The 26094-nt window shown below is 53.9% G+C and carries 20 protein-coding genes; 16 read left to right on the forward strand and 4 right to left on the reverse strand.

All coding sequences use genetic code 11. From position 1 onward, the window contains the following. Positions 1-158: 158 nt before the first annotated feature. Positions 159-5165 carry a beta strand repeat-containing protein gene (locus tag CFLAV_RS00955; protein WP_007412702.1) on the forward strand — a complete coding sequence of 1669 codons (5007 nt, stop codon included), beginning with the start codon at positions 159-161 and terminating at the stop codon, positions 5163-5165. A 173-nt stretch (positions 5166-5338) separates the two neighbouring features. On the opposite strand, the gene CFLAV_RS00960 is transcribed toward CFLAV_RS00955, so the two are convergent. Further along, positions 5339-5977, reverse strand: coding sequence for a response regulator (locus tag CFLAV_RS00960; RefSeq protein WP_007412703.1), 639 nt, complete (start codon positions 5975-5977; stop codon positions 5339-5341). An 89-nt stretch (positions 5978-6066) separates the two neighbouring features. Beyond that, positions 6067-6975: a sulfatase-like hydrolase/transferase gene (locus tag CFLAV_RS00965; RefSeq protein WP_050785586.1), complete on the reverse strand. Its 909-nt coding sequence runs from the start codon at positions 6973-6975 to the stop codon at positions 6067-6069. Here CFLAV_RS00965 and CFLAV_RS36285 point away from each other — a divergent pair. Next, entirely contained in the window at positions 6948-7748 is an 801-nt protein-coding gene (locus tag CFLAV_RS36285) for a LysR family substrate-binding domain-containing protein (protein ID WP_007412705.1), read from the forward strand. The genes CFLAV_RS00965 and CFLAV_RS36285 overlap by 28 nt on opposite strands. Positions 7749-7774: 26 nt before the next feature. Here the strand turns inward: CFLAV_RS36285 and CFLAV_RS36290 are convergent, their stop codons facing one another. Together CFLAV_RS36290 and CFLAV_RS00980 are read right to left on the reverse strand one after the other, a co-directional pair. Further along, on the reverse strand, positions 7775-7918 hold the full coding sequence (locus CFLAV_RS36290) for a hypothetical protein (RefSeq protein ID WP_237712345.1): 144 nt from the start codon (positions 7916-7918) through the stop codon (positions 7775-7777). A 758-nt stretch (positions 7919-8676) separates the two neighbouring features. Further along, positions 8677-8892, reverse strand: a complete 216-nt coding sequence (locus CFLAV_RS00980) for a hypothetical protein (RefSeq protein ID WP_150107203.1) — start codon at positions 8890-8892, stop codon at positions 8677-8679. Positions 8893-9856: 964 nt separating this feature from the next. Between CFLAV_RS00980 and CFLAV_RS00985 the strand changes: the two genes are divergently transcribed. The 14 genes from CFLAV_RS00985 to atzF all read left to right on the forward strand — a co-directional run bounded on the left by CFLAV_RS00985 (position 9857) and on the right by atzF (position 26037). After that, positions 9857-10828, forward strand: coding sequence for an ABC transporter substrate-binding protein (locus CFLAV_RS00985; protein WP_007412708.1), 972 nt, complete (start codon positions 9857-9859; stop codon positions 10826-10828). Positions 10829-10864: 36 nt separating this feature from the next. Continuing rightward, complete coding sequence (locus CFLAV_RS00990; protein WP_007412709.1) at positions 10865-11911, forward strand: ABC transporter permease; 1047 nt, start codon at positions 10865-10867, stop codon at positions 11909-11911. Further along, complete coding sequence (locus CFLAV_RS00995) at positions 11911-12810, forward strand: ABC transporter ATP-binding protein (protein ID WP_007412710.1); 900 nt, start codon at positions 11911-11913, stop codon at positions 12808-12810. The genes CFLAV_RS00990 and CFLAV_RS00995 overlap by 1 nt, the downstream gene beginning before the upstream one ends. A 73-nt stretch (positions 12811-12883) precedes the next feature. Continuing rightward, complete coding sequence (locus CFLAV_RS01000) at positions 12884-13723, forward strand: polysaccharide deacetylase family protein (RefSeq protein WP_202796813.1); 840 nt, start codon at positions 12884-12886, stop codon at positions 13721-13723. Then, positions 13720-15096 carry an aromatic ring-hydroxylating oxygenase subunit alpha gene (locus CFLAV_RS01005; RefSeq protein WP_007412712.1) on the forward strand — a complete coding sequence of 459 codons (1377 nt, stop codon included), beginning with the start codon at positions 13720-13722 and terminating at the stop codon, positions 15094-15096. Before CFLAV_RS01000 ends, CFLAV_RS01005 begins: the two co-directional genes overlap by 4 nt. Positions 15097-15184: 88 nt before the next feature. Next, positions 15185-15946: a formylglycine-generating enzyme family protein gene (locus tag CFLAV_RS01010; RefSeq protein ID WP_007412713.1), complete on the forward strand. Its 762-nt coding sequence runs from the start codon at positions 15185-15187 to the stop codon at positions 15944-15946. A gap of 9 nt (positions 15947-15955) precedes the next feature. After that, the gene (locus tag CFLAV_RS01015) at positions 15956-16834 is read left to right on the forward strand and encodes a sugar phosphate isomerase/epimerase family protein (protein ID WP_007412714.1); all 879 of its coding nucleotides are present in this window, start codon (positions 15956-15958) and stop codon (positions 16832-16834) included. Then, the gene (locus CFLAV_RS01020) at positions 16831-17298 is read left to right on the forward strand and encodes a hypothetical protein (protein WP_007412715.1); all 468 of its coding nucleotides are present in this window, start codon (positions 16831-16833) and stop codon (positions 17296-17298) included. The genes CFLAV_RS01015 and CFLAV_RS01020 overlap by 4 nt, the downstream gene beginning before the upstream one ends. A 14-nt stretch (positions 17299-17312) precedes the next feature. Further along, on the forward strand, positions 17313-18521 hold the full coding sequence (locus tag CFLAV_RS01025) for an outer membrane beta-barrel protein (protein ID WP_007412716.1): 1209 nt from the start codon (positions 17313-17315) through the stop codon (positions 18519-18521). 213 nt (positions 18522-18734) lie between these two features. Further along, on the forward strand, positions 18735-19184 hold the full coding sequence (gene nikR, locus CFLAV_RS01030) for a nickel-responsive transcriptional regulator NikR (RefSeq protein WP_007412717.1): 450 nt from the start codon (positions 18735-18737) through the stop codon (positions 19182-19184). A 41-nt stretch (positions 19185-19225) separates the two neighbouring features. After that, positions 19226-19972, forward strand: a complete 747-nt coding sequence (locus CFLAV_RS01035) for an urea amidolyase associated protein UAAP1 (protein WP_007412718.1) — start codon at positions 19226-19228, stop codon at positions 19970-19972. Between the two features lie 14 nt (positions 19973-19986). Then, a complete protein-coding gene (locus tag CFLAV_RS01040) occupies positions 19987-20634 on the forward strand; it encodes an urea amidolyase associated protein UAAP2 (protein WP_007412719.1) in 648 nt (215 codons plus the stop codon). 18 nt (positions 20635-20652) lie between these two features. Beyond that, the gene (gene uca, locus CFLAV_RS01045; RefSeq protein ID WP_007412720.1) at positions 20653-24258 is read left to right on the forward strand and encodes an urea carboxylase; all 3606 of its coding nucleotides are present in this window, start codon (positions 20653-20655) and stop codon (positions 24256-24258) included. A gap of 51 nt (positions 24259-24309) precedes the next feature. Further along, complete coding sequence (gene atzF / locus CFLAV_RS01050; protein WP_007412721.1) at positions 24310-26037, forward strand: allophanate hydrolase; 1728 nt, start codon at positions 24310-24312, stop codon at positions 26035-26037. Positions 26038-26094: the final 57 nt, after the last annotated feature.

Genomic DNA, 26094 nt, shown 5'->3' on the forward strand with positions numbered 1-26094 from the left:
ATCCTCGCTTTGGACGATATTCAGGAGGGGGCATTTCAGGCATGATTCAGACTCGAACCCAAGCCAGTTGAGCATGCGTTTGTGAGAAGCATTTGTCTGTTAATGGCGGGAGAGCATGAAGTGAAGAATTGAAGTCAACAACCCAGAAACCTGTGGACATGAAACAAAAAAAACAATTACGTGCTGTTGTGGCCGTAACCGCCCTGAACGCCTGCCTCTTTCTCCCGCAGGCCCAGGCTGCCAACAAAACGTGGTCCGGGGCTGGCAGTGATGCCAACTGGAGTACCGGTGCCAATTGGGGTGGCACGGCACCTGCGAACAATGACAACCTGATATTCAGCGATACGACACAGCAAAACAACACCAACAATATCAGCAATTTGACGCTTGGATTTGCCAATTTCAACAACGGCGGATTTGTTCTCAACGGCAACCTTCTCACCCTAAACGGATCGACGACCGCTTTCTTCACCAATTCTGCGGGAACCAATATCATCTCCTCCCCATTGATCACCGGTGCCCCTGGTGGCAGATACTGGTTTATCTCTCCCAATTCTGAACTGCGATTGACGGCTGCGTTGACGAACAATGTCGCCACGGGAGCATCTGTTGGCTGGCTGAACCTGACCAACGGTGGAACGGTGCGAATCATGAACAGCGCCAAGAGCACGCGGGGCATGGATTTATTTCAAGGCACGGTGATTGTGGATGGAAGTTCAGCTTTGGTGGATGCTGCAAATGACGGTTTCCGTTTCAAACCACCAACGGGATCCACGGCAGCAGTGCAACTTACCAACAATGGCACGATTCGAATTGGGACCGGTGGTAATTTTCGCATGGGCCACAACGGAAACGGCATTGGTGGCATTGCTGGCGCGGGCAGCATCAGCCGGATGGATATGAGTTCAGGCACACTTGAACTCTATGGCCCTGCAGTCAATGTCCTGGTAGGTGACCTTGTAGCTGGAGCAACGGGCATATTCAATCAAAACGGCGGCCTGGTCTGGGGCAGTGGGGGCAGCGGAAATGCCGTGACCATTGGCAACTCGGTGAATGCGGATGGCACTTATAATCTTAACGGTGGGGTGTTGTGGATTGCCAAAGTGCAACAGGGCAACCCTGGGGCCACCAACGTGGTGTTTAATTTCAACGGCGGCACTTTGAAACCGACGGCAAGTTCAACGACTTTCATGCAGGGATTGCTCACGGCGAAGATTTTGAGTGGTGGTGCATTTATTGACACGACCAACTTAAACATCACGATTGGACAATCTCTGGCGGGCATCGGCAACCTGACCAAGCTCGGCACGGGCACTTTAATGCTCACCGGGGCCAGTTCTTATAGCGGTTCAACGGTGGTGAGTAACGGCACGCTGTCGCTTGGCACGGATTGGATAAACGGCGGCGGTGGCCTTGTGGTCGCCGACGGGGCTACTCTGAGCCTCACCAATACCGGCAGCACCCTCTCAGTTTCCTCACTGAACATGGGATCTGTTGGGGCAAGCACACTGCAATTGAACTTCACGAATGGCAACCCTGTTTCTGCCTCAATCGTTGCGGGGACTTTGACGGGCCATGGATCAGTGTTCGTCAATATCGCTGGCACCGGTTTGACTGCGGGAGCCTTTCCATTGGTGAACTTTACCAGCGGGAGTGGCTTGGCAAGTTTCCATCTTGGATATGTGCCGCCTGGGGTTTCTGCGAGCCTTGTAACGACGCCTACCAGCATTCAGTTGAATATATCGAGCGTGGGCAAGAGCCTTGCCTGGACCGGCGCGGCGAACAATCAATGGGATACGAGTTCAATCAACTGGTATGACCTGGGGAACGGCAACAATCCGGCCACTTACTCACAATCCGGCGGCTTCGGCGACATGGTGACTTTCGACGACACGCTGACAGGCAGCCCTGCCATCAACCTGACGTTTGCCGTGGTGCCAGTTACAATGAGCTTTAACAACAATGGTGCGGCCTACAGTTTCACAGGGGCTGGTAAGATCAGTGGCGTGGGCAGCCTTACCAAAAACGGGTTTCAGGCTTTGACACTCGGAACGGTCAATGATTATGCCGGCGGAACGTTTTTGAACTCAGGCTCCATTTATCTTGGCGCGAACCAGGCGTTAGGCACTGGAGCGGCCACACTGAATCTTGGCACGCTTGCCAGTGACAGCACGACCGCGCGCACGTTGCCAAACACTCTTATCCAAAATGCCGACACGGGCATCATTTTAGGCGATACAGCTAACACCGGTACGCTGACCTTGGCAGGCGGGCTCAACCTTGGCGGTGGTGCAACCAGGACATTGAACTTCAATAGCGATGTGGTGGTTACTGGTTCATTGACCAATGGCGGTATCAGCACCAAGGCTGGATCGGGAACACTGACCATTAAGGGTAATTCCGCTCAAACCGGTCTCGTGGCCCAACAGCAAGGTGACGTCATCGTTGATGGCGCCCAGTTTACCAATGCTGACGGCTGGCGATTGCAAAACACATTCCCCGGTTCCACGATGCGTTTAGTGGTCACCAACGGCGGTGTTCTGAACGTCGCAGTTGCTGGCAACACAGGCAATCTGCGCGTAGGTCTCGCTGGCGGCGATAATTCAGCGGACAACATCCTGGACATTTCCGGGACCGTTGATCTGACTCCATCAATCGCAGTAGCTGGCAACAACGCGGTGAACCTTGGCGCGTCGGGCGTCAACGATATCCTGTATTTGCGCTCAGGCGGCCTTTTGAAGACCCGCGCTGTTCTCGGCAGTGCGCCAGCCAATGCAGAAGTTCATTTTATGGGCGGCACGCTCACGGCCATCGTCAACGACACAGGTTTCATCCAGGGCTTGACCAATACGTTCATGGATAACGGCGGCCTGACGGTCGACACGAGTAACTTTACCGTTACTGTACCTCAACCTTTGCTGGCTGCGGGTAATGGCGGCCTGATCAAGGTGGGCACAGGCGCGCTCACTTTGACGGGAGCCAGCACTTACACGGGACCAACGGTAGTGAATGCTGGAAAACTGGTGCTCGGACCGGCCTTTATTTCCCCCAGTGCCATCACGGTGAATGCCAATTCTACTCTGGCGTTCCTGCAATCTTCGTCAACCAACATCGTGCAAGTATCCAGTGTTCTCGTAGGTGGCGGCACCAACTCCGCTCTCGAAGCCGAACTTGCTGCAACGAATGCGCCTGCAGGCTATATGACAAATCTGATCTTGAATGGTTCGGTGGTGGTGAATGTGACCGGACCAGCAACAGTGGGACGGTTTCCGTTATTCGGTTACGGGACGATCAGCGGGGCGGGTAACTTGACGATCGGCCAGTTGCCGCTCGGAACGGTGGCCACGATTGCCACAAATACCACGGCTCATACGGTTGACCTGGTGGTCAGCGGATTTGCATCAGAGATTTGGATTGGAAACATCAATGCGAACTGGGACACGATCACGACCAATTGGGTGTTGAGTGGAGTTCCATTGGCTTTCTCGCAGGCGGCCAATGTGGTTCTTAATGATTCTGCGAGCAATTCAGTGGTAAATTTGGCTACGACCTTGTCGCCCAGCAGCGTGGGGGTGAGTAACTCGGCTTTGAGCTATCAGTTCTCCGGACCGGGCAACTTGAGCGGCAGCATGACCTTGACGAAGGAGGGAACAAATAGCCTTACCATTAGCAGCACGAACAGCTTCGTCGGCCGTGTGAGCATAAATGCAGGAACCGTGGTGCTTGGTTCTGCCACAGGGCTGGGGGCAACGGCAAACAGTGTCTACATCACGAACAGCGGCGCGCTCGACGTGGGTGGCAATAATTTAGGGTTGCAGCCCATCATCGCGTCCGGGAGTGGAGTGAATGGCAGCGGAGCGATCGTCAATTCCGGGGCCGCCCAGAATGATGCCCTCCGCAACCTGACTCTCGCTGGTGACACAACAGTTAGTGCAGCGATTGGCCTACGCACCATTGCAGATAGCGATCCTGGTCTGGTTGGCAATGGACATAAACTGATCAAAGTGGGGCCCAGTCAATTCAACATCAATGGTGGAACCACCGTGGCTGGATTGACGAACGTTTGGACCACTGATCTCGGTGACGTTGACATTCGACAAGGGATACTTTCGTTTGAACGACGCACAGCATTGGGACGGACGAATAATACGATTACGATCGAAGCCGGAGCAACACTCCTGCTTTTCAGTCTGAATCAAACGCTTTCTCAACCTGTAAACAAGATCGTCATGACGAACGCAATCCTTCAGGGCTCGGGTGCGACAGCAGGGGATGTCAACGCGTTGGCTGGTCTGATTACACTCAATGGTTCAACTAACGCCATCAACTCAACCGCCGGCACGGTTCTTAGCCTGAACGGCCCGATTACTGGGACAGGTGGTGCGACTTACGACGGTTCGGTCACATTGGCAGGAGCAAACACTTACACCGGTCCAACGATAGTGTCCGGTGGCACATTGACCCTGGCTTCCGGCGCGCTGTTGGGCGGGACGACCAGCATCATCGCCAGCAGCAACGGCACTCTCGACATCTCGGCTGTATCTCCTTTGACTTTGGGAGCAGGGCAGACACTTGGTGGCTCGGGTGTCGTGAATGGCAGTGTCGTGGCGAACGGCCCGGTGGCTCCGGGCGATTCCATTGGCACACTTACCATCAATGGAGATTTGACCTTGGCCGGCAATCTTTTAATCGAGGTGAACAGGTCTCTGCCGCAGCCGAACGACTCCATAACGGTTTCTGGAATCTTGAACAATACCGGGGCTCATTCCGTCGTTGTGACAAATTTGGGGACTGCACTGGTCGCGGGTGACAAGTTCACACTGTTCAACCAACCCATCCCCAACGGTGGTGCGCTGACTGTCACCGGCGGAAATGCGACCTGGACGAACAATCTGGCGGTTGATGGTAGTATTTCGGTGTTATCTGTCGGGAGTCCAGTGAACCCAAATCCAACGCCCATCACATTCTCGTATGCTGGGGGCAATATCAACTTGAGTTGGCCAGCCGATCACACGGGTTGGCATTTGCAGGTCCAGACGAATTCGCTGACCACGGGGTTGAGCACCAATTGGTTTACGGTGCCTGGATCGACGACGACCAATGCCATGAGCATTCCGGTGAGTGCCGGCAATCCATGTGTGTTCTTCCGCCTGGTGTATCCATAATATTTATGCAAAACTTAAGTGCGCAGCCCCTCACGGTGCTGCGCACTTTGAGCATCCGGGCTTGAAGTTTATTTACCTAACCGAGAGTGTTCGCGGTTGCGTGGTACGTTATGGGATTGTTGAAGAGCGCAGAACCCCTTCAATAGGCGTAATGGTAGTTGCGTCGAGGCCCGTCATTTCAGGTACTTCACGATTGCCTCCGAGCGCGAACGGATGTGAAGTTTTTCATAAATGTGACGTAGATGCGTGCGGACGGTGGTAACGCTGATTTGCATTTTGTCGGCGATTTCCTTGTTGGCAAACCCTTGCGTGAGAAGGTCGAGAATTTCTTTCTCCCTGTCGGTCAATGCCGCGGTATCAACAGTCGGAGAGGCCGGTTCATGAAAGGAATGCACTACCCGGTGGGCAACCTGGCTGCTCATGGGAGCGCCCCCTTCGCGTGCCGTGGTGATGGCTTCCATCACTTCTTCCGGCTCCGAGCGTTTCAGCAAATAACCGCTCGCTCCGGACTTGAGCGCCCGAAAAATGTGCTCGCTGTCCTCATAGACGGTCAGGACGATGACCTGCGTAGTGGGAAGCAATTCCTTCAGCCGACGGATACATTCCGTGCCGGGCATTTGCGGCAGGTTGAGATCCATGAGCACCACATGTGGCTTGGCCGGGGGCAGCTTCTGCAAGGCCTCCTCGCCAGATGCGCAAGCGATTACATTTTGCGTTCCGTAGGTCTCACCCACCAGCCGTGCGAGCGATCTGCGCAGGACGGCATCATCTTCGACGATTCCAACAATCATATTCGTTTGCACCGGGGGCATCCTAAAAATATTGCAAATATATGACGACCGCGCCAGTGGCAAAATGACTGGGCATGCCGACCTGCATTTGAGTTGCAGTGATTCCTTTGTTATTTTGAAACCGATTGCGACGCGGTGTTCGTAACGCTGGTTGGAATTATCGGACGCTCACGCGGAAGTTGACTGAAAGGCAGGACATTGCAGCGTTTGGCCCAGGCATCATACAGCGCCGCCATCTCCTTGACCTTTGCCGTGTGAGTGGATGCTAGGTTGTTTTGTTCGGTTCGGTCCGTCATGGTGTCGTAAAGTTCCCACTCATGTCCTTGGTGGGCGAGGAGCTTCCACTGTTGTAGCCGAACAGCGCGGTTCCCTTCATGTTCCCAGAAGATGGGGGAGGGGTGCGGGCGCTTTTCTCCTTCGAAGATGGGGATCAGGCTGTTGCCCTCGAGTGGTTGAATTGAGCGGCCTTCGTAATTATTAGGATGTTTGGCGCCAGCCATTTCAACCAGTGTTGGCACGATGTCGGTAACGTGCGCGAGTTGGGCTGACACAGTGCCGGAATGTTTGATTCCTGCCGGCCAACGCGCAATGAATGGCGAGGCGATGCCGCCTTCATGCGTGAAGTGTTTATAAAGCACAAAAGGCGTGTCGCTGACGTTTGCCCATGGGAGTCCGTAGCTTTGCCACGCATTGTCGGGCCCAGCGAAAATCGAATGATTGTTGTTGCCTACGGCAATGGGCCTTCCATCGCGTGTACGACTGGGGACATTATACCAATTTGGCTCAATCGGCTCTGCGCAGGCTCCATTGTCAGAGAAAAAAATCACCAGCGTGTTTTGTTCAACTCCCTTCTGCTTTAGCGCGTCGAGAATATCTCCCACACCGTTATCGAGGTTTTCGACCATGGCAGCATAGGTGGCCATTCGGTTGGCCTCCCATGATTTATCAATCACATTAGTCCACGCGGGCACATGCGGATCGCGAGGGGACAATGGCCAGTTTTTATCAATCAGACTCATTCGATTTGGCGCTGATAACGATTGGAGCGGATCGTATCCCAACCGGCGAGATAGCGTCGCCGATATTTGTTCGCCGAACCTGGAAGAAATTATTCCTGCTGTCAATTTTTCACGCCCTAAAACAAAGAAAGGGCAACGGACGTGGCAGGAGGAAAGCGCGGCGAAATCCACATCGGCTATGCGCCATCATTGACGGTCGAACTTCTGCCGCTCGCATTGAGATACTTCCGGGAGTCCAACCCCGGTGTGCGTGTGCAGCTTCACGACTTGTCGACGCAGGAGATGTTGCGCGGAGTCACCAATGGAAAGTCAACGCGGCGCTGCTGGTGCAGGTGCCTCCCCAAGCCCTGGCAGGATTGGTTTTCCAGGAATTGCAGCATCATCCGGTTTGCGTCGCCATCCACCGGGCACACCCGTTGGCGCGGGCGCGCAGAGTGGGGCTGGAACGAGTCGCCAGGGAACGTCTCGTTGCTTTCACGCTTGCAGAGTATCCGGAGCATCAGGGTTGGATTGCTGAATTATTTGCGCCTCTGAACCGCCATCCGCAGATCGTTGATGAACACGACAGCTTCACCAGCCTCATCGCGGCAGTCGAATCGGGCAAGGGCCTCGCTTTGATTGCGCAACCGCTCAAGGGCCTGGCAAGCCCGAGATTAAGAATCCGCCCATTGCAACCTGCTCCACCGCCGCTCGGAGTCGGCATTGTGTACAACAAAAAATTCAGGTCAACTTTGACGGACAACTTTATTGCCGCAGCCAGGCGGAATTCTTAATTCTGTAATGTTTCTTCAATGCCCAATCAGGACTTGACGGCTGCAGCTCCCGCCCCGGCTGGTTGCACGGGGGATGCAACACGTGCCTGAACATCCTTCATCAACCCGGCAAAGGCTTCGCGGTAACGCCAGACCAGAAACAGCGCGAGGACTGATACCACAGTCGCCATCGGAAATCCCTCCGGGGCCATCAGGATGTGGAAACAAAGGATGTTGACGATCACTGGTCCCAACAGCGTCAACCCCAGCGGCTTCTGCCGAGGCCATCGAGACTCATATAGATGGCGATTACGAGGGCTGGTCCGGTGAGACAATCTGGAAGCTGGATAACGGACAGGTCTGGCAGCAGGCGTCCTACGCATACCATTATCACTATGCCTACGATCCGAAGGTCCTCATTTACCAAACAAGCGGAGGCTGGATGATGAAGGTGGACGGAGACGAGGAGGTTTCGGTCAAACGAATCAAATGAAGACAGTGCCTAACCAGGCTCGAGCCTCTGTGAAAACTCCCGGACTTCAAAACTTCGCACGCCTTTGACGCATTTTGATGAAGCGCCGGGGCAGATTTGATGGTCCAAAAATGGGTTTTCACACAAGGCTCGCTCTGCAACGAACCACACTTCCCACGCTTGGGTTACGGTTGCCTGTAATGAGGGTCAACAGGTGGTGATACTCACCGACCCGCGTGTTGATGTCGATAGTCCTTAAACCCGTTAACAATCGTTACAGATCAGGCTCAGTCAGCCCCGTACTCCACTGTTGGCCGGTTATCTCCTTTTCTTGACGCAGTTTACTGAAGGAGGTCATTTATAGACTGATGCCTGCTGACTGGGACAATGTGCAGATTATGCTCGAAATGCGCCGTATCTGGAGCGTTACGTCGGACACGCACCGTTAGAGCCAGCCCGTGCAGGGTGATTTATTTCTTACCAGTCCGTGCGAGCCATGCTGGAGATAGTGTTGGGATTGTTGTGCAAATCCGCGCGGTGTGCGTATTCGAATCCATACCCATGGCCTTCGCCATAGCCATACTCACCATAATTGCCGCCGCGACCTTGGCCATGATCCGCTACGCAGCTCGTCAACAAGGGGAATGTAATCGCTCCCAAGAGGAACCAGATCCATCTTTGATTTGTTTTCATAAAATTTTGGTTCATAAACTGGCTCGGAGATCAGGCGTTTTCCCTATTGAAACAAAATGCAGCTATCGCGGGCACACAATGGGGTATATCACACACCATCCCGTCACCCCGTTGAAGCCGCAGTTATCAATGTGTGGGAGAACCGCCTTGATGAGGGCCGATTACAGCGAAATGTTAGATTCACGGCGACATTCTGAAGTCGGGGGGAGACTTCAGCAACTCCCCATCCGTCCATTGATCAGTTGTCTAAGCTGGAGCGTTTACCCAAATAGCATTGTGGTATAGGTGGAATGAAGAGGTATCAGCCAAGTAATCCACCATGTTGGAATTGTAAAAGGAACGTTTCGGAAGACTTTGGCATCGTTATAGGAAAGCGGTTACCAAGGTGGGTGTAGCTTTGTGAGCAGAATGAATATTATCAGCCAGTTAATGTGCGGTTTTTTGAATCACATCTGTTGTTTCAGTTCCAACAAACAACTTTTAAATAAAAAGTTTTCATAAAAAGCGAAGGTTTCCAGAGAATCATAATTTCGCGCTGCAATGCACGCACTTTTGGCATGTGTCGTGCTTGAGGCGTGGCATGACATTAGAATGCCGTTCATCCCAAGCAAAGGTCGGAGTTTTTGACCGCTGCTTGTTTGAGTGGCAAACTTTGATTATCATTTGCTGCGGTCCTCCCTCTCTCTCTTAATTCTCTCTCCTATTCGGGACAGTACGCCTGGAGGCGTACGAAAGTAATTACCTTGTTAATTGTGATGTAAATTAGAGTTCGCCTGGATTGTGCGAACTACAATGTTGTGCCGTGCTCCCATGAGTTCTGCAGTTCCGCGCATTAAAAAACAAAGTCGCGTACTGGCGAAACCTTGCACCGAAGAAGTGCATGGTGCCCATATTACCCCGCAATACCATTTTGAAATCTCGTTGCCAACCCTGACCAAGCCTACAAACCAAAACTAAACTGACTATGAAATTGAAACTGTTGATTACATCCCTCCTTATCGGCCTTGCCATATCGGCAGGGGTTCAAGCGGCTCCGCTGAAAATCGCCTACAGCGACTGGCCCGGTTATACGGTGCTGGAAATTGCCAAGCAGAAGGGCTGGTTCAAAGACGCCGGCCTGGATGTGGAACTCGACTGGTTCGAGTACCTGCCTTCCATTGACGCCTACTCGGCGGGCAAGGTTGATTCGGTTCTGATTGTGGCGACGGATGCCATGGTTACCGGTTCCACCGCTGGAAAAGGCAAAATCATCGCACTTTTGGATTATAGCGAGGGCAGCGATATGATCGTTGGCGCTCCCGGTATAGAATCCATCAAGGACCTTAAGGGGAAGGACATTGGTATTGAACTCACGCTGGTGGAACATTTACTTCTGCTTAAGGCACTGGAAGTAAACGGTATGAAGCAGTCCGATGTGAATCTTGTCAACACTGCCACGGACAAGACTCCCCAAACTCTCGCGTCGGGCAAGGTCGCAGCCATCGGCGCTTGGTACCCGATTTCCGGGCAGGCATTGAAACAGGTTCCTGGTGCCAAGAAACTTTTCACCAGTGCCGAGGCCAAGGGTTTGATCTATGACGTGATGAACGTCAACCCCTCCAGCTATGCGCACCATAAGGAAGAATGGACCAAAATTGTTGCGATTTATTACAAGTGCGTGGATTACCTGAACGATCCGGCCACGAAAGACGATGCCATTAAGATTATGTCCGCCAAAGTGGGGGCAGATCCGGTTGCCTACGCAAAAAACGTTCCTGGAACGCACTTTCTGACGCTGGCTGAAGCGAAGGAACGGTTCAAGGTTGGCGCGGGCATGGATTCCATTTATGGCTCCATGGACATTGGAAACAAGTTCAATCTCGACAATGCCGTTTACAAGATTTCGCAAAAGCCTGCGAAATACCTGGTGCCAGAAGTTGTCATGGGCTTGAAGTAACTCGCACCCTCACCGGCGCTCCAAACAGGCCAGCTTATGAAACACCACGATTGGTTGGGATTAAAGTCTGAACTGCCCCGCAAGAGGCAGCTAAAGCTTCTCATTCTTTCTTTTCTAGTGCCCCTGGTCATTTGGAGCGCCGTTAGTTACATACCCTGGCTGTGGCATCCATTGGTAAGGGTAACGGAGCCTGGCAGTGTGGATTATTTTACCGAAGACATGGATGTCAAACGCTCGGACTTCGACCATGAATTAGCCAAAGCACGTGCAGCAGGGCAGCCATTGCCGCAAGGGTATGCGGTCAATCCCATTTACTTTCCGCCACCGGACCGGGTTGCGCGCGCCTTTTATACAGCATTTAAGACGCCGCCGCGGTTGCCTAATGAACCCTGGCTTCATGAAAGCCTTGGCCACAGCATTCGCACCATTGTCCTTGGCTTTTTAGTGTCGTCCTTGCTGGGGGTTCCCCTGGGGATTCTTTGCGGCACCTATCGCTTCTTTGCGAAACTACAGGAGCCTTTCATCGAATTCTTCAGGTACTTGCCCGCCCCTGCATTTGGCGCGCTGTGCGTTGCGGTCCTTGGAATTGATGATCCCCCGAAGGTCGCAATCATCGTTATTGGAACGTTTTTTCAGCAAGTCCTGATCATTGCCAATACAGTGCGCAAGGTGGATCCGGCTTTGTTGGAAGCCGCCCAGACGTTGGGCGCATCGGGCTGGAAACTGGTGCGGCGGATCATTATTCCGGCAGCCATCACGGACATTTACACCGACATGCGGATTCTGCTGGGTTGGGCGTGGACCTACCTGATCGTGGCCGAAGTGGTGGGCACCATGTCGGGCATCACTTACTTCATTAATCAGCAGGCCCGCTATCGAAACTTCGACAATGTTTATGCGGCAATCGGCATGATTGGAATCATTGGATTTTCCACGGACTTGGTGCTTGCCTGGCTTGGAACAATCCTTTTCCCGTGGAAAAGAAAGACCCGCACCGCGGCACGCCGTTTTGCCTTGCTTGCATGGCTCGCACCGCGACCGGTCAAGACTGCTGAAATCGCCACCCCAATCAACCCTCAATAATGTCGCTGCACGAATTACAACTGCCAGATTATCGCGAGCAAGCTCCGGAAGTCTCGGCTCGTTTTAAACGCATCGGAGCCCGCCCCGTAATTCTTCATGTGCGTGATTTGGAAAAGGCCTTCGGGAAGGATGAAAGCAGACACGTGGCCTTTGAGCATGTCTCCTTGGATATTCATCGGCGGGAATTCATTTGTGTAGTCGGGCCTTCGGGCTGCGGAAAATCGACGTTTGCCCGCATCGTGGCCGGGTTGGATGAAGCTACCGGTGGCGAATTGCTGCTGGACGGACGTCCGGTCGGCAGCCCGGGACCTGACCGCGGCATGGTTTTTCAAGGATATACATTGTTTCCATGGCTGACGGTCAAACGGAACGTAATGTTCGGTTTGGAGATGCAGGGCGAAAGTCCGAGTATTGCAGAAACAGAAGCCCGCCAGTGGCTGAGCATGGTTGGGCTTTCCAAATTCGAGGAGGCTTATCCTCACGAGCTATCCGGGGGAATGAAGCAACGCGTGGCGATTGCCCGTGCCCTGGCAAACAAACCTCGCATTCTCATCATGGATGAGCCGTTCGCCGCCCTGGATGCGCAGACCCGCTGCCAGATGCAGGAGTACTTGATTCAGATCTGGAAACAGGTTGACGTCACCATCCTCTTTATTACGCACGACCTGGATGAGGCGGCTTACCTGGCTGACCGCATTCTTGTTATGGGCGCGAATCCCGGGCGCGTGGTGGAGTTCATTGAGAACGCGGTTCCGCGGCCTCGCAGTGCGCAGCAATTCATTTCCCCCGAATTTCTTGCCTTAAAAAAGCGGCTGGAGGAACACATTCATCCGCCGACGGAAGTGCCGGAAAAATTGCGGCTGATCAAACTTACCCAGGCAGGTGATGAAGTCGAATAACCAATCCAAATTACACCAGCGCTTCATGCCCGCCGCGCGTTTTTCGTGGCCGGGAAAAAATCGATGCGCGGCAATGATTTGTTTCGACGTGGACGGTGAAACCACCGTCTTGTCCGAGGACCCATCACTGGCGAGGCGGCGCACCTTGATGTCGCAGTGCGAATACGGTCCTCGCATTGGAGTGCCCCGGTTGCTTGGGCTTTTGAATCATCTCTGGGTGCCCGCCACTTTTTTTGTGCCCGGTTACATTGCGGAGCAGCATCCCAGAATGGTTCAAGCGATAGCGGCAGAGGGGCATGAAATCGGCCTTCATGGTTATCTGCATGAAAAGCTCGCCTACCTGACTGAGGCCGAAGAGGAAGCAATTCTGATTCGCTCGATTGAAATTTTAACGAAACTGACGGGCAAGAGGCCGGTCGGATACCGTGCCCCATGGTTTGAGATCAACTCGTGGACTCCCGATTTGCTCCAGCGCCACGCCATCCAATATTGCGCGAGCGAAATGGGAGACGACGTGCCGTATTGTCATCCGAACGGTTTGATCGAAATCCCTGGACAATGGATGCTCGAGGACTGGGAGCAATTTGCCTTCAATGCGGATCCGGCATGGGGTTCGGTTCCGGAGAATTGCGGGAAAGTTTATGATCTTTGGTGGAGGGAGTTCGAAGCCATGCATGATTTTGGCTGTTGCTTCGTTCTCACCCTGCATCCCTGGCTCAGTGGCCGGCCTTCACGGGTGCGCTTGTTGGAGGATCTTATTTCAGCGATGCGCGAAAAAGGCGGAGTCTGGTTTGCCCGGGGCTCGGAAATAGCCCAATACTTTTCACAAAACCCACTAGCGCGCAGGGCGGTTGATTATGACGCCCAGCCTGCGCCTGCCTTGAACCAGGTTTTTGAACCAACAAAGCTATGAAAGCCTCAACTCCCAATTGGAAATCCACACATGAGCCAATGGCATTTGCGGGGTTAAGCAGCAAACGCACAGCTCAAAGGCCGATGTCTCTGTTGGAAATTCAGGATGGTATCCGCCGGGCGGCCGCGTTGCCATTGGATCGCGCCACGACCATTCCCGCGCAGGCGTACACGAGTGAGGAGTTCTTTGAGTGGGAAGTGGAGCACGTGCTTCGCGCCGGCTGGCAATCTCTCGCTCACATTTCTCAAATTCCCGCTCCGGGCGATTTTCTTAATGTGGATTTGCTCGGCGAGCCGCTCATCGTCGTTCACGCAAAGGACGGTTCAATCCGTGTTCTCTCACGGGTGTGTCCGCATCGCTCGATGGATATAATGCCTGCGGATTTTGGCTACCCAGGCCATAGCCATAACTCAGACGAGTCCTCCGATGGCAATCCCAAGTGTGGCAATACACGATTGTTTCTCTGTCCTTACCATTCCTGGACGTTTGAATTGGATGGCCGGTTGAAGGCCTGTCCCGAGATGCACGAGGCGAGCGACTTCTGCCGCGATGAATATTCTCTTAAAACATTCCGGTGCGAAATCTGGCAGGGATTTGTTTTTGTGAATCTTGACGGAAGCGCGACACCCTTGACGGCGGAATTGTCCGAAATGGCCACGGATCTGGAAGCATTTCGGCTGAGCGAATTAAAAGTGGTGATTGCGCGGGAGTGGGCTTGTCCATTCAACTGGAAGGTGCTCGCTGAGAATTTCATGGAGAGCTATCACCATTTGGGGATTCATCATAAAACTCTCCAGCCGCTGATGCCTGCCCGCGACACCTGGACGGAACAGGAGCGTCGGCGGTATGTGCGCGCTCATCTGCCATACAAGGACACCGTCCGCGAAGATTTTCGCGCCTTTGAAAAGAAGGCTGATTTTTCGGAAGCGCTGCCGCCGCTGCCGTTACTAAATCCCGAACAAAAATCTGAATGGGGACTTTTCCTGGTGCATCCCACGTTCCTGCTGGCCACCGCGCCGGATCGGGTCATTTGGTACCGGCTGTTGCCTTTGGGGCCAAATCGCCTCGATCTAATGACGACCACGCTTGTGGCTCCCGATACGACGCGCCTGAAGAACTTTGAAAAACTTCGTTCGCTGGCGACGGAACAATTGACCGCCTTTCATGTGGAAGACATGGAAGTTTGCACGGCGGTTCAGCGTGGATTGTATGCCAGCGGCTGGCAACCGGGCCGGTTGAGCCACTTGGAAATGCCAGTCTGGCTTTTTCATCGTTATCTGGCCGCTCGCATCAGCGGGAAATGGCCGACGGATGATTATCAACCCGCGCCCAGCCAGCGCTCTGAAAACTGCGTGACCTCATGTTCTCGTTGAACCATAAAATTGCCATTGTAACTGGAAGCGCCTCGGGCATTGGCCACGCCATCGCCCGCCCGCCAATGTTCGTGACGGGAGGTGGGCGATGAACCTTGAGGTTTCCAGAGCATCCCAAATCGTCGCGCTGAAATTATGGCGGGACAATCCCAACACTCCGGTGATGGTCGAGTTGCCTTCAGGCAGTTTTCTCATGGGTGAAAACGAGGGTGACAAGTTCGCCAACGACACGGAGCGCCCTGCGCACCCGGTTAACATTCCGGCGGGAATATCCATCAGCAGGGATCCAGTGACCGTTGGAGAATTCCGTCAATTTGTTCCCGGTCATGCGCCGGATGAAGAGGATGATCTTCCAGTGGTAAACGTGAGTTGGAATGACGCGGGCGCATACTGCGTCTGGTTAAGCGAAGTGACAGAACGGGCTTACCGTCTTCCCAGCGAGGCAGAATGGGAGTTTTCGTGCCGAGCCAATTCGCGGACCGCATTCGCGTGGGGCGATGAGATTACACCGAACAAAGCGAATTACCTTTACGATGAGAGCGGCATCAAGGTTGGCGCAGGCCATAGAATGGTTGCTGGAACGTACCAGGCGAATGACTTTGGCTTGCACGATTTTCACGGGAACGTGTGTGAATGGGTGGAGGATACCTGGCACTCGAGTTACGTGGACGCGCCAAACGACGGCAGCGCCTGGGTGAAGCCGATGGACCTTAGGAGGGCGGTGCGTGGCGGTGCCTGGGATTATTTGCCGCGTTTATTGCGCAGTCCGTGGCGGGATTGGGATTTCGCTGATGAAAAACGGGACAACCTTGGTTTCCGTGTGGCGACGAACTGCCGGCTTTCCGCATAGAAGATCAATATGGAAATTCGCCTGTTTAAAACTCTCTGGGGACACAAGGGCGGCCTTGAAGAGGCAATTGCCGAATGCGATTCAGGCGGATTTGACGGCATTGAAGGCCAGGCTCCAGCCAAAGCAAATGAACGGCGTGATTTGAAAGCCAGGCTGGACGATGCGGCCCTGGATTACATCGCGGAAATTTGCACTTGCGGTAGTTATGTCCCGGACCGGCAAGCCACCGTGGAAGAGCACTTGAAGTCTCTCATGGAGCAGGCTGCCGCGGCTTTGGAGTGTGAGCCTTTATTCGTCACCGTTATTGCGGGTTGCGATGCCTGGGGAGTGATTAAAAGCGTGGAGTTTTTTGGAGAGGCCATGGAAATTGGGAAGAAGCTGGGTGTCCAATTGAGTTTCGAAACGCATCGCAGCCGCTCCTTGTTCAATCCATGGACAGCCCGGGAAATTCTGCTCCAACTTCCGGAAATGAAGCTTACTTGTGATTTTTCCCACTGGTGCGTCGTCTGTGAGCGGTTGATTGACACCGAACCGGAGATCATCAGTCTGTGTGCAGAACATGCCCGTCACATTCACGCGCGGGTGGGTTACGACCAGGGTCCACAGGTGCCACACCCGACCGCGCCGGAATATGCCGGGGCATTGACTGCCCATGAAAAGTGGTGGCGAGAAATTTGGGGAAGCCAGTTCAGGCGCGGTATGGGAATTAGTACCATGACCCCGGAATTTGGCCCCGATGGGTACTTGCATTGTTTGCCGTTCACAAGCGCTCCAGTGGCCGATTTGCGCCAGATCAATGAGTGGATGGCAGAGCGACAACGAGGCTGTTTTGCTGAGTTCTCAGCCGCAGAATTGAAGGGCGCTGAAGCCGGAAAGGCGGGCGTATGAAGGCGGTCTTTCGCAGCCTTTGCTTATTGTTTCTTGCCGTGGCACTGGTCTCGGTTGCGGGACTGCTGGTGTTCGACGGGCTGAATCATTTGCGGATGACTTCACTTCATCAGCACATTGGGGCAATTGCAGTCATGTTGATTGGTTGTTCCCTGATTTGGGAGCAATTGAGCTCCAAGGACCCCTGGAAAGAAAAACTCAAGCTAACGCTTCTAGGCATTGCTTTTGTTTTGTGGGGAGGCGAACAGTTTCTGTCTCCCTGCCCACTGCTGACCGCCATGGATAGCATGGTTGTGCTCATTTTCGTTTCCGACCTGAGTCTGGTCATTTTATCACGCCTGAGGCGCCAGCGGCGCATGTCTTTAAATAATGATGTCTGTGTTTCGCCGGAAGGCGAGTTGACTTCTCCAATATCTGAATGTGCGCGGATAACTGGAGATAGCAGTAAACGCATAAACCACTAAACAACCTAACTTGCATGAAAAATATTAGTTTGAATCGTAGAACCGCGGCCCTGATCGCACTTGGTGTGGTTAGCTTCGCCTCGGCGGCCACGGCTGAAGAGAAACCCAGTGCCGTGCTAACGGCGTTGGAGTCAACCACCCTGAGTGGCTATGTAGACACGTCGGCGCAATGGAACCTTGGCACTGGAAACGCCAATGCCCCGGCTTATATTTTTGGCGGTTCCGGCAAAGCGGACGGCTTCAACCTGAATGTCGTCAAGCTGGTGCTTGAGAAACCGGCTTCTCTCTCTGACGGATGGGGTGCTGGTTACAAGGTGGACCTGCTGTTCGGGCCGGACGCGGTTGCTTATGGCACGCAGTCCACCGGCGTGACCGGTGACTTTGCGGTCAAGCAGGCTTATGTCGACTTAAAGGTGCCGCTAGCCAATGGTCTTGAATTTAAAGTTGGCGTTTGGGACACAATCCTTGGATATGAAGTGTTTGAGACTCCGCTGAATGCGAATTTCACAAGATCCTATGGCTATACAATTGAACCAGCCACATTCACCGGCATTCAAAGCACGTATAATATCAACGAGTTTATTGCTGTGATGGGCGGCGTAGCCGATTCGCTGTCATCAACGATCAACAAGCGATCCAACCCGCCTTATGCTGAAAGCACCAAGGCCGTCCTCGGTGATATCTCACTCACCGCGCCGACGACCCCCAACTGGGGATGGTTTGGCGGTTCATCCTTGTTTGGTGCTGTCGTACATGGATTCTCACCGACTGCGACTGCCGTAGGCTTGACTCCAGCCAATCAAACCAGCTTGTACGTGGGCTCGACCCTCATGACTCCGCTTAAGTCCCTGAAGATCGGTTTGTCCTATGATTACGCGGGAGCGAGCAAACAAACAATTGCCGGCTCGCTGGGGCGGGCGGGATATGCCAATGCGGCAGGGTTTTATGGCCTGTATCAGGCCACGGAGAAATTGGCATTCAACACCCGTGCGGAATGGTTCACGCAAACTCCGGCAAATTACGCAGCGGGTTTGCCCACCAAGATATTCGCGCTCACCGAAACCGTCCAATATACCCTCTGGAAGAATGTGATCAGCCGGGCTGAATTCCGCTGGGACCATCAGGCGGATGGGCTGCCGGATGCCTTCGGCGGTACTGTGCCCGGCGTCGGAACGCGCCGTAATTCCTATGAGATCATCGGCAATATCATTTACAAATTCTGATCGGGTCTGGAAATAATGAGCGTCTGATTCAATCCCAGGGCATGCGTGTGTATGCCTTGGGATTTTCGAGTTTGGAAAGCCTTGTGGCAATCAATGACTCCCGCGCATATTGATGTGCACCAAAGAGGAAACCTTTAATTCAACCATGGCAGTTAAGCTGTTGACACCACTGGGGACAATGTTACGATTCTGCAAGTTCGTAACATTTACAAAATGACTTCAAAATCGAAAGAATTGGTTCGCTTCAGCATTTCAATGCCCGGGGATGCCGCGCGGGGGTTGGATGAAATGGTGCAGCAGCGCGGCTTTGCCAACCGTTCCCAGTGTCTCACCTCGATGGTGAGGGATCAGTTGGTGGTCCATGCCGGGGACATGGGAGACGCTGTGATGATGGGGTTGATCACTTTTGTTTACAATCATCGCAAGCGCAATTTGCAAAACCGCCTCACGGACATTCAACATCTCCATCTGAAAGAAATTATCAGCATACAATTGGTGCACCTCGAAAATGAGCAGAGTTTGCAGTTGATGCTCGTACAGGGGCCGGCGAAAAGCTTGCGCGCAATTGCAGCAGAAATTTTCTGCCTCAAGGGCGTGTGCCATGGCAATCTGCAACTCAACGCGGAAATATTGCCTCCCTTGCATTCGGTTTCACGAAAATGAAGCGTTCCCAATCGTAAACATCACTCAATCCTTCTTCTTGCATGAATGACATGAATACTCTCCGCCCGGAAAAGCCCGCTGGAACCGTGCGTTTTAGTGAAGTAGTCCCTGGTGGTGCGGGTTGGTCGCACGTTTTAAAACGGGGCACCACCTTGCGTTTGGTTGATTTGGAAGGGGGAGCCAATGTGTCCGCGCTGTTTTACAATGCAGACCAGACTACAGAACGCTATAACATGGCCGATACGCTCAAAGCCCAACATGTGGGCTTTTTGAAAAAGGGGTGTGCCCTCTACTCGGACATGGGAAGAATCCTGGTGTCCGTCACTGATGATACCAGCGGGTGGCACGACACAATTTGTGGCTGTTCAAACGCGGATTTGGTTCAGTCAAAGTATGGAGTTGCCCGGTATCAAGAGCACCGAAATCAGTTTCATCGCAATGGGCGTGACTGCTTTCTTATAGAGTTGGGCAAGCATGGCCTCGACCGTCGCGACCTGGTGGCCAATGTCAATTTCTTCAGCAAGGTGGTGGTGGAAAACGATGGCTCGACTGTGTTTGACACCGGACACGCCAAAGTCGGCGCATTTGTGGACTTGCGTGCGGAAATGAACACGCTAGTCGTCCTGAACACCTGTGTCCATCCGCTTGCTCCGGCGGGAAAATACGAACCTAAACCAGTTGAACTGATCGTCCGGACATCGCCTCCGCCGGGAGCGGATGACCTGGTCCGCAAGTTTCGCCCGGAGAATGAGCGGGGATTTTTAATCACTGAAAGGTACTTCCTTTAATCATCCAAGCACCCATGAGCACCAGACCTTTAACAGAAAGCCAGATGAACTCCGAGTTGGCAGCCTACGATCATACCATTCCTGCCGGGGAAGGGTGGATGTGGAAGATTAAGGCGGGATCCACTTTTCGCTTTGTGGACCTGGAGGGAAATCAGGCAGTTGACACCCTGTTCTACAACGCTGTGGATCCGACCGAACGCTACAGCGCCACGGATACCATCTGCACCCAAGGTAACATATACCTCACTGTGGGCACGAAGTTGATGTCCACCTTGGGCAGGGTGCTTTTAACAATCACTGCCGATACTTGCGGCAGGCACGACACGCTGGGCGGCGCTTGTGCGGCCGAAAGCAACATGGTTCGGTATGCCATTGAGAAACGGCATATGCACAGTTGCCGGGATACTTTTATGAAAGCGATCTCCAGATTCGGCGAACCTTTCGGCAAGCGGGATATCACAAGCAACATCAACTTTTTCATGAATGTTCCCGTCACGCGCGAGGGGAAGCTCACGTTTGAGGACGGCATTTCAGAGCCCGGCAAATACGTCGAAATGCGGGCGGAAATGGACGTCATCTGTTTGATTTCAAACTGCCCGCAATTGAACAATCCTTGCAACGCGTATAATCCGACGCCCGTCCGCGTGCTCATCTGGGAATAATCCGCAGACAATTATCACATGAAAACCCTCATTGCCAATCGCGGAGCCATTGCGTGTCGTATAATCCGGACGCTGGACCGTTTGGGATTTGCCTCCGTGGCCGTGTTTTCCGAGGCGGACATTGCTTCCCGCCACGTGGAGATGGCGGGACAGGCGATCGAACTCGGCGCCGCGCCGCCGCGCGAAAGTTACCTCAACATCCAGAAAATACTTGCTGCCGCGAAAGAGACCGGAGCGGAAGCGATACATCCAGGTTACGGCTTTCTAAGCGAGAACGCTGATTTTGCGCGGGCTTGCGAAGACGCGGGAATTCGTTTTATTGGACCAACGCCTTCGCAAATGGAGGATTTTGGCCTCAAACATCGGGCGCGGGAATTGGCGGGTGAGTGCAACGTGCCGCTGCTGCCGGGCACGCAACTATTAAGTTCGGTGGATGAAGCGGTTCAACGCGCGAGCGGCATCGGCTACCCGGTGATGTTGAAGAGCACTGCAGGCGGCGGCGGGATCGGAATGCGTGTCTGCAATAACGAAGCGGATTTGCGTGAACATTTCGATTCGGTAACGCGATTGAGTCAGACGAATTTTAAAAACGGCGGGCTATTTCTCGAAAAATTTGTCCGGCACGCGCGGCATATCGAGGTCCAAATATTTGGCGATGGCCAAGGCAGAGTGCTTGCGTTGGGTGAACGCGATTGCTCGCTGCAACGGCGCAACCAAAAAGTGGTCGAGGAGACACCCGCGCCAAATCTCCCGCCGGAAGTGCGCGAGCAATTGTTCGCGTGTGCGCGGCGACTGGGCGAACGAGTCAAGTATCGTTCCGCAGGCACGGTTGAATTTGTCTATGACGCGGAAGCAGGGGCGTTTTATTTTCTGGAAGTGAACACTCGCCTCCAAGTGGAGCACGGCGTGACGGAGGAAGTGCTGGGGATTGATCTTGTCGAGTGGATGGTCCGGCTGGCGGCTGGCGATCTGGGCTTCTGGCCAAAGGAACCACTGCTGCCGCGAGGCCATTCCGTTCAGGTCCGCGTTTATGCGGAGGATCCGCTACGAAATTTTCAACCTAGCACTGGCATGTTGACAGAAGTTCGCTGGCCAGCGGACACTCGTATCGAAACCTGGGTTGTGCCAGGGAATAACGTCACGCCCTTTTACGATCCGCTCGTAGCCAAATTAATTGTCCACCGGGAAACGAGAGCAGCAGCTTTGCAGGCAATGCGCACCGCGTTGGATGATACGGCAATTTCGGGCATTGAAACCAATCGCGATTACCTTCGCGCCATCATGGACCAGGCTGATTTTGTCGCCGGCCACCCGACGACATCGCTCCTTGGCCAGTTCAAATTTGTTTCCGCAGCCATTGAAGTTGTGGAACCGGGGGCGATTTCAACAGTGCAGGATTATCCGGGTCGAATGGGCTACTGGGCAGTGGGCGTGCCGCCTTCGGGTCCCATGGATGATTGTTCGTTCCGCCTGGCAAACCGGATCGTTGGAAATCCAGAGGCTGTCGCGGCGCTCGAATTGACCATGGTTGGTCCCGTTCTTAGGTTTCACGGGCCGGCAAAGATATGCCTGACTGGCGCGCGTGTTGAAGCGCTGCTCAATGGCCGTTCCGTTCCCATGGAAGAATGTGTTGAGGTGCCGACCGGAGCTGTATTGAAGGTGGGTCGCTGTTCTGGCGGCGGCTGTCGAACGTATCTCGCTTTTGCTGGCGGCTTGAGAGTGCCTGACTATCTCGGCAGTAAATCCACATTCACACTTGGTAAATTCGGCGGCCCAACGGGTCGCGCCTTGCAAACTGGAGATATGCTCCACCTGGCCGATTCCGCGACAGATTCTCCGTCAACCGCCATCATAAATCCCCCGCGATGGGGAGAGCATTGGAACGTGCGTGTGCTTTACGGCCCTCATGGAGCACCCGATTTTTTCACAAACGAAGACATCGAGGTCTTTTTTTCGACCCGTTGGAAGGTGCATTATAATTCAAATCCGACGGGCATCCGCCTCATCGGCCCGAAGCCGAGGTGGGCGCGTTCCGATGGCGGCGAGGCCGGGCTGCATCCTTCAAATATTCATGACAATGCCTACGCGGTTGGCACCGTGGATTTCACCGGGGACATGCCGATCATTCTTGGGCTGGACGGTCCAAGCCTGGGCGGATTCGTTTGTCCCGCAACCATCATTCGCGCGGATCGTTGGATGATGGGGCAGTTCAAGCCGGGCGACACGGTGCGATTTGTGCCGGTTACCCTGGCGGCGGCTGAAGCGGCTGAAGCAGAACTCACACATTGCATCGACAACCTGCGCTATCCGAGCCCGGGTGCGGAAACGGTTGGAAAGGTGATCGCGACACATCTGCCGTCGCCTGTGTTGCGCCATTTGCCACCCAGAAAAAAGCAAGTGGAGGTGAAGTATCGGCAATCGGGGGATAAATATCTGCTTATCGAATACGGCCAGCCGATCCTGGACCTTGATTTGCGGTTTCGAGTCCACGCACTGATGAATTGGCTGCTCGAAAAGAAGCTGCCGGGGGTTATTGACCTGACGCCTGGCATCCGGTCTTTGCAGATTCATTATAACAACCTCATGCTTCCGGCGAAGAAACTGCTGGATCTTCTGGAACATGCGGAAGAGGAATTGGCTGATCTGGAGCATTTGGATGTACCGTCCCGCATTATCCACCTGCCACTATCATGGGACGATCCCGCAACGCGCCTGGCCATTGAAAAGTATACGCAATCCGTACGTGCGGATGCTCCATGGTGTCCAAGTAATATTGAATTCATTCGCCGAATCAACGGATTAAGCAACACCGAGGAAGTGCGTCGAATTGTTTTTGACGCCAGCTATCTCGTGCTGGGGCTGGGGGACGTTTATCTTGGGGCGCCGGTGGCGACGCCGCTTGATCCCCGTCATCGCCTCGTCACGACCAAATATAATCCGGCCCGAACCTGGACGCCTGAGAATGCGGTTGGAATTGGCGGCGCTTATCTTTGCATTTACGGAATGGAAGGTCCCGGGGGCTACCAATTTGTCGGACGGACGATACAGGTATGGAATACCTGGCGACAGACGCGAGACTTCACGGATGGTAAGCCGTGGTTGCTCCGTTTCTTCGATCAAATTCGCTTTTATCCTGTTTCCGCCGAGGAATTGTTGCGTTTGCGTGAAGATTTCCCATTGGGCCGCTTCAAACTAAAAGTTGAGGAAACCACCTTCTCGTACCGCAAATACCACGAATTCCTTCATAAGGAAGCCGACGACATTGCGGCTTTTCGGAAGTCCCAACGCGAAGCTTTTGGCCAGGAAAGAGAACGCTGGAAGGCGCAGGGGCAGGAGATCGTCGCAAGCGAGCCGGTGGACGAAGTGCCCGCGATTCTCGGCGAAGAACTTCCTGGCGGATGTGAAGCCGTACGCGCGCCTCTCACGGGCAATGTCTGGAAGGTGCTGGTCAAGCCCGGCCAGGTCATTGAGCGGGGGCAGCCCGTGGTGATTGTGGAGGCGATGAAAATGGAAGCCAAGATTGACAGTCCATGCGCTGGCCGCATTCGGGAAATCAAGTGCGTGGAAGGAAGACAAGTCTCGGCTGGACAACTACTCGTGATAGTTGAATTGCAATCCGAATGACCCACGCAACGATGTGCATAATACTCGCAATACCTGATTACAGTTCATCCTATGAATGACAACACTTCAGCCAACGACTGGTCGAAAAGAGTGCATGAAAAATGGCAATCACTCCAAGCCTCTGCCGACGGCCGTGTCTGGATCTGCATGACTTCAGCCGCTCAACTCGAAAACCAATTGACGGCGCTGGAAAAGCGGCGGCTGGTCGGTGAAAAGCTCCCATTACTGGGCCTGACGTTTGCGGCAAAAGACAATATTGATGCGCTTGGCTTTCCCACCACGGCAGGATGTCCGGCCTACAGTTATCAACCTGCCGAAAACGCCAGTGTTGTTCAAAATTTGGAAGCAGCAGGCGCCGTAATTCTCGGGAAGACCGCAATGGACCAATTCGCCACCGGGTTGGTTGGGGTTCGTTCCCCTCAAGGACCTTGTCCCAATGCATTCAACCCGGAATACATTTCGGGCGGTTCGAGCTCGGGTTCGGCAGTGGCCGTGGCGCGTGGTCAGGTTGACTTTTCGCTGGGAACTGATACCGCGGGCTCAGGTCGCGTGCCGGCTGCATTTAATGGTTTGATTGGATACAAGCCGACGCTCGGAATCATCAGCGGCTATGGTGTTGTTCCCGCCTGCCGTTCGCTTGATACCGTTTCGATCTTCTCGAAATCCGTTTCCATGGCGGCGTTGGTTGCTGCTGTGGCCCGCAGGTTTGACCCCCGAGATGCCTATTCGCGGCATTGTTCGGGCAAACCGATCGGTTCCGCATCCGGCGGCTTCAAGTTTGGCGTTCCATCCGAAAAACAGCTCGAGTTTTTTGGCGATGCTGAGGCACCCAAATTGTTTGCTGCGGCGGTGCAACATTTGGAATCCATCGGCGGTGAAAAGGTTTCGATTGATTATGGGCCACTCGCGGAAGCTGCGTCGCTCCTTTATCAGGGGCCCTGGGTTGCTGAACGTTTCGCGGCCGTTGGTGAATGGATTGAGGCCAATTCTGATGCCTGTGATCCAACCGTCGCGAAGATAATACTTGGTGCAAAGAACAAATCCGCATTGGAAACTTTCCGTGCCATGTATCGGCTGAAGGATTTGCAGCAAGTCGCCGCGAAACTCTGGAGTCAATGCGATTTTCTCATGGTGCCAACAGCGCCTGCGTCGTATCGCATCGCGGAGGTTCTCGCCAGCCCGATCGAACTGAACACCCGTCTCGGCTATTACAACAACTTTGTCAACCTGCTTGATCTCGCTGCGGTGGCCGTGCCAACCGGTTTTTGGTCCAGCGGAGTATCTTTTGGAGTGAACTTGATTGGACCGGCATTCACTGATGACGCGCTGCTCCATTTTGCATCGAGATACATGAATGAGCAGCCACCCGTTGCCACTAATGATGAAAGAATCTCCCTGGCAGTGGTCGGAGCGCATCTTCGCGGACAGCCACTCCACCATCAACTGACCACGTTGAATGCCGAGTTTGTGAAGCAAACTACCACCGCGCCCAGCTATCGGCTTCATGCTCTGCCGGGAACGGTTCCACCCAAGCCGGGCCTGGAGCGGGTGAGCGACGGCGGTTCAGCCATCGAGTTGGAAGTCTATCGCCTGAACCCGGATGCCTTTGGAAATTTTGTTGGTAATGTCCCCCCGCCACTTTGCATTGGTTCGGTGGAACTCGCGGACAAAACCTGGGTCAAGGGTTTCTTATGCGAATCCGTGGCGTTGCAAGGCGCACTTGATATCAGCCGGTTTGGAGGGTGGCGTGCCTATCGGCAATGTAGCACGACACAGTAGACATTTGGCACTCTTGAGTTTTAGGCGGAGATGAACAGATGATTGCGAGCCGCCTTG

Origin of the sequence: Pedosphaera parvula Ellin514 (genome assembly GCF_000172555.1) — a bacterium.
In the GTDB taxonomy this organism is placed as follows: Bacteria; Verrucomicrobiota; Verrucomicrobiia; order Limisphaerales; family Pedosphaeraceae; genus Pedosphaera.

Excerpts from the sequence above, each read along its gene's own strand:
- CFLAV_RS00955 (WP_007412702.1), top strand. The coding sequence starts at position 159 with ATGAAACAAAAAAAACAATTACGTGCTGTTGTGGCCGTAACCGCCCTG.
- CFLAV_RS00960 (WP_007412703.1), bottom strand. The coding sequence starts at position 5,977 with ATGCCCCCGGTGCAAACGAATATGATTGTTGGAATCGTCGAAGATGAT.
- CFLAV_RS36285 (WP_007412705.1), top strand. The coding sequence starts at position 6,948 with ATGGCCAGTTTTTATCAATCAGACTCATTCGATTTGGCGCTGATAACG.
- CFLAV_RS00965 (WP_050785586.1), bottom strand. The coding sequence starts at position 6,975 with ATGAGTCTGATTGATAAAAACTGGCCATTGTCCCCTCGCGATCCGCAT.
- CFLAV_RS36290 (WP_237712345.1), bottom strand. The coding sequence starts at position 7,918 with ATGGCGACTGTGGTATCAGTCCTCGCGCTGTTTCTGGTCTGGCGTTAC.
- CFLAV_RS00980 (WP_150107203.1), bottom strand. The coding sequence starts at position 8,892 with ATGAAAACAAATCAAAGATGGATCTGGTTCCTCTTGGGAGCGATTACA.
- CFLAV_RS00985 (WP_007412708.1), top strand. The coding sequence starts at position 9,857 with ATGAAATTGAAACTGTTGATTACATCCCTCCTTATCGGCCTTGCCATA.
- CFLAV_RS00990 (WP_007412709.1), top strand. The coding sequence starts at position 10,865 with ATGAAACACCACGATTGGTTGGGATTAAAGTCTGAACTGCCCCGCAAG.
- CFLAV_RS00995 (WP_007412710.1), top strand. The coding sequence starts at position 11,911 with ATGTCGCTGCACGAATTACAACTGCCAGATTATCGCGAGCAAGCTCCG.
- CFLAV_RS01000 (WP_202796813.1), top strand. The coding sequence starts at position 12,884 with ATGATTTGTTTCGACGTGGACGGTGAAACCACCGTCTTGTCCGAGGAC.
- CFLAV_RS01005 (WP_007412712.1), top strand. The coding sequence starts at position 13,720 with ATGAAAGCCTCAACTCCCAATTGGAAATCCACACATGAGCCAATGGCA.
- CFLAV_RS01010 (WP_007412713.1), top strand. The coding sequence starts at position 15,185 with ATGAACCTTGAGGTTTCCAGAGCATCCCAAATCGTCGCGCTGAAATTA.
- CFLAV_RS01015 (WP_007412714.1), top strand. The coding sequence starts at position 15,956 with ATGGAAATTCGCCTGTTTAAAACTCTCTGGGGACACAAGGGCGGCCTT.
- CFLAV_RS01020 (WP_007412715.1), top strand. The coding sequence starts at position 16,831 with ATGAAGGCGGTCTTTCGCAGCCTTTGCTTATTGTTTCTTGCCGTGGCA.
- CFLAV_RS01025 (WP_007412716.1), top strand. The coding sequence starts at position 17,313 with ATGAAAAATATTAGTTTGAATCGTAGAACCGCGGCCCTGATCGCACTT.
- nikR (WP_007412717.1), top strand. The coding sequence starts at position 18,735 with ATGACTTCAAAATCGAAAGAATTGGTTCGCTTCAGCATTTCAATGCCC.
- CFLAV_RS01035 (WP_007412718.1), top strand. The coding sequence starts at position 19,226 with ATGAATGACATGAATACTCTCCGCCCGGAAAAGCCCGCTGGAACCGTG.
- CFLAV_RS01040 (WP_007412719.1), top strand. The coding sequence starts at position 19,987 with ATGAGCACCAGACCTTTAACAGAAAGCCAGATGAACTCCGAGTTGGCA.
- uca (WP_007412720.1), top strand. The coding sequence starts at position 20,653 with ATGAAAACCCTCATTGCCAATCGCGGAGCCATTGCGTGTCGTATAATC.
- atzF (WP_007412721.1), top strand. The coding sequence starts at position 24,310 with ATGAATGACAACACTTCAGCCAACGACTGGTCGAAAAGAGTGCATGAA.